Source organism: Streptomyces calidiresistens (assembly GCF_014141525.1).
GTDB lineage: Bacteria > Actinomycetota > Actinomycetes > Streptomycetales > Streptomycetaceae > Streptomyces > Streptomyces calidiresistens.
The window spans coordinates 1-5,804 of the sequence record NZ_VKHS01000324.1; the positions used below are offsets into that span (position 1 = coordinate 1).

General features: G+C 73.2%; 8 protein-coding genes. 1 reads left to right on the top strand and 7 read right to left on the bottom strand.

Translation table 11 applies throughout. From position 1 onward, the window contains the following. Positions 1-478 (top strand): CAP domain-containing protein (locus tag FOE67_RS14435; protein ID WP_182664304.1); only part of this gene is annotated, 478 nt, incomplete at its 5' end. 151 nt (positions 479-629) lie between these two features. On the opposite strand, the gene mutM is transcribed toward FOE67_RS14435, so the two are convergent. The 7 genes from mutM to rsmD form a co-directional block, all read right to left on the bottom strand. Further along, positions 630-1,565, bottom strand: coding sequence for a bifunctional DNA-formamidopyrimidine glycosylase/DNA-(apurinic or apyrimidinic site) lyase (gene mutM / locus FOE67_RS14440; RefSeq protein WP_182664306.1), 936 nt, complete (start codon positions 1,563-1,565; stop codon positions 630-632). Positions 1,566-1,568: 3 nt separating this feature from the next. Beyond that, positions 1,569-2,456 carry a ribonuclease III gene (gene rnc, locus FOE67_RS14445; RefSeq protein WP_182664318.1) on the bottom strand — a complete coding sequence of 296 codons (888 nt, stop codon included), beginning with the start codon at positions 2,454-2,456 and terminating at the stop codon, positions 1,569-1,571. Between the two features lie 19 nt (positions 2,457-2,475). Beyond that, on the bottom strand, positions 2,476-2,649 hold the full coding sequence (gene rpmF / locus FOE67_RS14450) for a 50S ribosomal protein L32 (RefSeq protein ID WP_182664308.1): 174 nt from the start codon (positions 2,647-2,649) through the stop codon (positions 2,476-2,478). A gap of 2 nt (positions 2,650-2,651) precedes the next feature. Further along, positions 2,652-3,254 carry a YceD family protein gene (locus FOE67_RS14455; RefSeq protein WP_182664310.1) on the bottom strand — a complete coding sequence of 201 codons (603 nt, stop codon included), beginning with the start codon at positions 3,252-3,254 and terminating at the stop codon, positions 2,652-2,654. Positions 3,255-3,553: 299 nt separating this feature from the next. Next, positions 3,554-4,552 (bottom strand): cell division initiation protein, encoded by a 999-nt coding sequence (locus tag FOE67_RS14460; protein WP_182664312.1) that lies wholly within the window; start codon positions 4,550-4,552, stop codon positions 3,554-3,556. 128 nt (positions 4,553-4,680) lie between these two features. Next, entirely contained in the window at positions 4,681-5,160 is a 480-nt protein-coding gene (gene coaD, locus FOE67_RS14465; protein WP_228473887.1) for a pantetheine-phosphate adenylyltransferase, read from the bottom strand. 26 nt (positions 5,161-5,186) lie between these two features. Continuing rightward, a complete protein-coding gene (gene rsmD, locus FOE67_RS14470; protein WP_182664316.1) occupies positions 5,187-5,774 on the bottom strand; it encodes a 16S rRNA (guanine(966)-N(2))-methyltransferase RsmD in 588 nt (195 codons plus the stop codon). Positions 5,775-5,804: the final 30 nt, after the last annotated feature.

Below are 5,804 nucleotides of genomic sequence, written 5' to 3' on the forward strand. Positions count from 1 at the left end.
GACCCCGACCCCCGGCACCTCCGCTCCCGAGACCCCCCGCAGTCCGAGCCCGACCACGCCACCGCCGTCCGGCGGCTCCTCCTCCGGCAGCGAGGACCCCGCGGAGACGGCCGAGGCCGAGGTTCTGCGACTGGTCAACGCCGAACGCGCACGCGCCGGTTGCAGTCCGCTGGTGCACGACAGCGCCCTGGGGCGACTGGCCCGCGATTTCAGCCGGGACATGGCGAACCGCTCCTTCTTCTCCCACACCGACCCCGACGGACGCTCCCCCTGGGATCGCGCCTCGGCGGCGGGGATAGGGAACCTCGGCGGGGAGAACATCGCCCGCGGCCAGCAGAGCGCCGCCTCGGTGATGGAGTCCTGGATGAACAGCGAGGGCCACCGGGCCAACATCCTCAACTGCGACTTCCGCACCCTGGGAGTGGGTGTGCACTCGGGCCCCGGCGGCCCGTGGTGGACGCAGAACTTCGGGTACTGAGCGGGATGTCCGGTCGCCGCACGGACCCCCGTCCGGCGACCGACGGCACGGCCCGCCCCGGTGGCCGGGGCTCCCCCTCGCCGACCGGACGCCGGAGTCGGGAGACCCGAACCCCGTACCGCGCACCCGCCCGTTCCGGGGAACCGGACGATCAGGTGGCGCGGGTCCCGATGCCCGCCCGTCGGGAAACGGTCGGGCGGGACCGCGGGGGTCGCTGACAGACCGGGCAGCGGTAACTCGAGCGGTTCATCCACGGTTCCCGCCGTATCGGGGCGGCGCAGCGCCGGCACGGCAGCCCGGCCCGGCCGTAGACGTTGAGCGAACGGTCGAAGTACCCCGACTCGCCGTTGACGTTGACGTAGAGGCTGTCGAAGCTGGTGCCACCGGCCTCCAGCGCCGCGGTCATCACCTCGCGCACCCCGGCCAGGAGCTCCGCGACCCGGGGGCGGGTGAGGGTGTCGGTGGGACGGTCGTAGTGCAGCCGCGCCAGCCACAACGCCTCGTCGGCGTAGATGTTGCCGACCCCGCTGATCAGCGTCTGGTCGAGCAGCGCCCGCTTGACGGTGGTGCGTCGACGCCTCAGGGCCGCGGGAAAGGCATCCTCGTCGAAGGCCGGGTCCAGGGGGTCGCGGGCGATGTGGCCCATCACGTCCGGCAGCCCTTCGGCGTCACCGGGGGAACAGGGGTGAAGGGAGAGGCCGCCGAAGGTGCGTTGGTCGACGAAGCGCAGCTCGCCCGGTCCCGCGTCGGTGAAGGAGATCCGCACCCGCAGGTGACGCTCGTCGGGCGCCTCCGCCGGTTGGATCAGCAACTGCCCGCTCATGCCGAGGTGGGCCAGGAGCGAGAGTGCCGGGGCGTCCCCGCCCCGCGTTTCCCCGGTCTCCCCCAGGGGGAGCCACAGGTACTTCCCCCGGCGCCGCGGTACGGCGAGACGACGCCCGAGGAGCCGGTCCGCGAAGTCGCGGGGGCCGGCCTCGTGGCGTCGCACGGCGCGGGGGTGGAGCACCTCCACGGCGGCGACGGTTCGACCGGCCACCCAGCGCTCCAGGCCCCGGCGCACCACTTCCACCTCGGGCAGTTCGGGCACCGCTCAGCGCCCCCCGGCGGCGGACGCGTCGTCCGACGGGCCGGCCTCGGGGTGTCGTTCCGGGCTCCCGTCCCCCGACGCGGCGTCGGGCGCCGCGGTCTCGTCGGCGGGGACCCCCACCGAACCGGAGGAGTCGGCGGCCTCGGCCAACGCGGCCTCACCGTCCGCGACGGCCCGGATGGCCCGCCAGGCGGCCTCGGCGGCCTGCTGCTCGGCTTCCTTCTTGCTGCGCCCGGTTCCGGTGCCGTAGGCGGTACCGGCCACCCGGGCGGCTGCGGTGAAGGTCTTCTCGTGATCGGGGCCGGTCTCGGTGATCTCGTACTCCGGCACGCCCAATCCGCGGGCGGCGCTCAGTTCCTGGAGACTGGTCTTCCAGTCCAGGCCGGCCCCCAGGCCGGCGGAGCGCTCGATCAGCGGATCGAAGAGCCGGTGCACGAGCTCGTCGGCGGCGGCCAGACCACAGTCCAGGTAGACCGCGCCGATGACCGCCTCCAGGGTGTCGGCGAGGATCGACGCCTTGTCCCGGCCGCCGGTCCCCTCCTCCCCGCGTCCCAGGCGCACGAAGGCACCCAGATCCAGTCCCCGGGCGACCTCCGCGAGGGCCCGTGAGTTGACCACGGCGGCCCTCAGTTTGGCCAGTTGTCCCTCGGGCAGCTCGGGATGGCGCTTGTAGAGCGTGTCGGTGACCACCAGGCCGAGAACGGAGTCCCCGAGGAACTCCAGCCGCTCGTTGGTGGGCAGGCCCCCGTGCTCGTAGGCGTAGCTGCGATGGGTCAGCGCACGCACCAGAAGGGCGGTCTCGACCTTGTAGCCGAGCCGCCCTTCCAGAGTCGCAGGGGACGAGATCTCCTCCGCGGACACCGCGGAACGCGTGGTGCCGGCGTCCGGCATGGAGCCCGTCACCCGCCCGTCAGACCTCAAGCACCTGGCGGCGGTTGTAGGTGCCGCAGTTGGTGCACGCGGTGTGCTGCAGCTTGGGCTCGCGGCAACGCTCGCACGCGGCGAGGTTGGGGACCGCAGCCTTCCACTGCGACCGGCGGTGGCGCGTGTTGCTGCGCGACATCTTCCGCTTCGGAACGGCCACGGCTACTTCTCCTGTGGTTCGTCCCCGCCGGCGCGGGGAGGCTTCTCTTCTTCCGCGTCGGCCCCCGCGGACCCGAGGGTCCCCGACAGCTCCCGCAGCGCCGCCCAACGGATGTCGACGGCGTCGTCGTGCCGGTGATCCGGATCGGTCTCCAGTCGCACCCCGCACTCGGGGCACAGACCCGGGCAATCCTCCCGGCACACCGGCTGCAGGGGCAGTGAAAGCACCACCGCGTCCCGCAACACGGGTTCGAGGTCGAACAACTCGCCCTCGAGGAACAGCGTCTCCTCCCCGGCGTCGTCGTCGGGCTCCGCGGAGCGACTCCCGGCGTCGGCATCGGGGTAGGAGTACAACTCCTGGAAGTCCGCCTCGCACTCACGGCGGAGCGGCTCCAGGCACCTTACGCACTCCCCGGCGAGGGGCGTGCGGACGGTCCCGGTGACCAGGACCCCGTCCATCACCGACTCCAGGCGGAGGGAGACCTCCATCGGCGCCCCCTCCGGGACCCCGAGCACATCGGTGCCCAGGTCGGCGGGGGCCTCCACGGTGCGGGAGACCTTGAGGAGCGCACCCGGACGCCGCCCCAACTCGTGTGTACCGAACACGAGGGGGGCGCGGGGGTTCAGGGCGGCTTTCAGGGCTCTTCGCCTTCTGTGAGTGGTGGATCGATCGGTGTGCGGACACCGGACGGCCGAGGGACCGGCAGCCGGGCCTCCGGGACGTACCGGGGCGTGCGGCGGGGTCCGGGTGACGCGGGCCGCGGGTATCACCGCAGCCGAAGGAACAGAATACGTCACGGCCCGCTGCCGGCCCAAACCGTCCCCCCGGTGATGGCGGTGGGAGGGGCGACCGGTGCCACCCGGTTCCCCCGGCGGAGGGGCCCGTCGAAGGACTCCGGGCCGGTTCAGCGTTCCTGTTCGTACCGGCGCAACTGCTCGGGGTCGATGAAACCGGTGTCGAAGAAACCGGCCGTCTCCTGCCCCGCGCCGGTGTGACCGCCGTGACCGCCGTGGTCGGCGTATCCGGACCCGTCACCGGCGTGCGCGCCGTACCCGTCGCCGGCGTGGGCGGGGTAGCCGGGGTCGCCGCTCCACCCGTCGCCGGTCGGGGCCGCGACCTGCGGGTGGGGGTCGCCGCCGGGCCCCCATCCGTTGTCGTACGGGGAATGGTCCGCCCCGGTCGTCCACCCGGACGCACCGTCGGCCGTCGGGGCGGGCATCGGCGCGCCCGCGCCCGCCGCGCCGGCCATCGCGAGGTCCAGGGGGTGGGCCTCGGGGGGGCGCCCCTCCCCCGCCGCCATGTGTTCGGCCAGTTCGTCGATCGGTCGGTGACCGGTGAGCTTGTTCCGGCCCCGTCCGACCGCCTCCAGGGTCTTGCGCAGGACGGTCTCGATCGCGGTGAACTGGTCGTCGACGTAGGTGTCGGCGCGTTCCAGGAGCAGTTCGGGGTCGCCGTCGCGCCCGGCGCCCAGGAGCTTCTCCCGGCCCCGGCCGACGGAGTCGATCGTCTTCCCGAGGACGACCTCGAAGTTGGCCAGCTTGCTGTCCACGTAGTCGTCGGCCTCGGCCCGGATCTCCGCCGCCTCCCGGCGGGCCTCCGCCAGGATGCGGTCGGCCTCGGCGCGGGCCTCCCGGGCGATGTGGGTGTTCTCCACGAGGGAGCCCCGCTCGGCCCGGGCCGCCTCGACGATGCGCTGTGCCTCGCGGTGGGCGTCGGCGACGACCTCCTCGCGCCCGCCGAGGACCCGGCTGGCCTCGGCCAGCGAGTCGGGGAGGGCGCCGCGCAGCTCCTCGAGGCGGGAGAGGAGTTCACCCCGGTTGATCACGCAGGACGCCGACATCGGCATGGCCTTGGCGCTGCCGACCGACGCGACGATCTCGTCGAGCTTCTGGTGTACGTCCACGGGGTGACTGTACGACCGCCGGGCCCCCGGAGGACAGTCGGTCCCGGGGGCGCGCGTATCCCCGGCCGGGCGCCGGGGTGCGCCGGGCACGGACGGCGCCTCGGGCGAGCGCCCCCGGGTGGCTCGGCTCAGGGGCGGCGCAGCTTCTCCAGCAACGCGTCCAGCACCGTCGGCGGCACCAGGTGGGAGACGTCCCCACCCCAGGTGGCGACCTCCTTGACCAGGCTGGAGGAGAGGAAGCTGTAGGTGGGGTTGGTGGGCACGAAGAGGGTCTCCACGCCCGAGAGCCCGTTGTTCATCTGGGCCATCTGCAGTTCGTAGTCGAAGTCGCTGACGGCCCGCAGCCCCTTGACGATGGCGGGGATGTCCCGCTGTTTGCAGTAGTCCACCAGGAGGCCGTGGAAGGCCTCCACCCGTACGTTGCCGTACACCGAGGTGACCTCCTCGATGAGGGCGATGCGCTCCTCCACCGAGAACAGGCCGCTCTTGGACTTGTTGATCATCACCGCCACGTGCACCACGTCGTAGAGCCGGGAGGCGCGGTTGATGATGTCGAGATGGCCATTGGTGATCGGGTCGAACGACCCCGGGCAAACCGCGCGTCGCAACGGTCTCTCCTCGCTCTCCCGGCCCATCATGACCGGTCGGTAACTTCGTCTTCGGCGGCGCGACCGTACCAGAGCGTTCCCTCGCCGTACCGACGGGAGCGCAGCGCGGAGAAGCCGGCCGGCCAGGGGAACGTCCCCCCTCTGGTGCCGCGCTCCACCGTGACGATTCCACCGTCGGCCAGCCACCCCCCGGAGGCGAGTGTGAGGAGAATCTCGCCGACCGTCGCGTCTCCCAGGGCGTAGGGCGGGTCCACGAAGACCAGGTCGAAGGGCCCGCCCGGCGGAGGGCCGGCCACGACGCGCTCGACCCGGTCCGTCCTCGCCTCCGCCCCCGGCAGGCCGAGGGCGGCGATGTTCTCCCGCACCACCCGGGCCGCCCGGCGATCGGACTCCACCAACAGCACCCGGCCGGCCCCCCGCGACAGCGCCTCCAACCCGACGGCGCCGGAGCCGGCGAAGAGATCCAGGACGGCCGTCCCCGCCAGGGGGCCGTACAGGGCCTCCCAGGTGGAGAACAGGCCCTCGCGGGCCCGGTCCGAGGTGGGGCGGGTGCCGCCGCCCGGCGGCACGGCCAGCCGGCGGCCGCCCGCGGCGCCGGCGATCACGCGGGTCATCGGGGTCCTTCGATCGGGAGGGGACGGGAG

What these genes read in the sequence shown, in the direction of transcription:
- rnc (WP_182664318.1), bottom strand. Translation starts at nt 2,456, where the DNA reads ATGCCGGACGCCGGCACCACGCGTTCCGCGGTGTCCGCGGAGGAGATC.
- rsmD (WP_182664316.1), bottom strand. Translation starts at nt 5,774, where the DNA reads ATGACCCGCGTGATCGCCGGCGCCGCGGGCGGCCGCCGGCTGGCCGTG.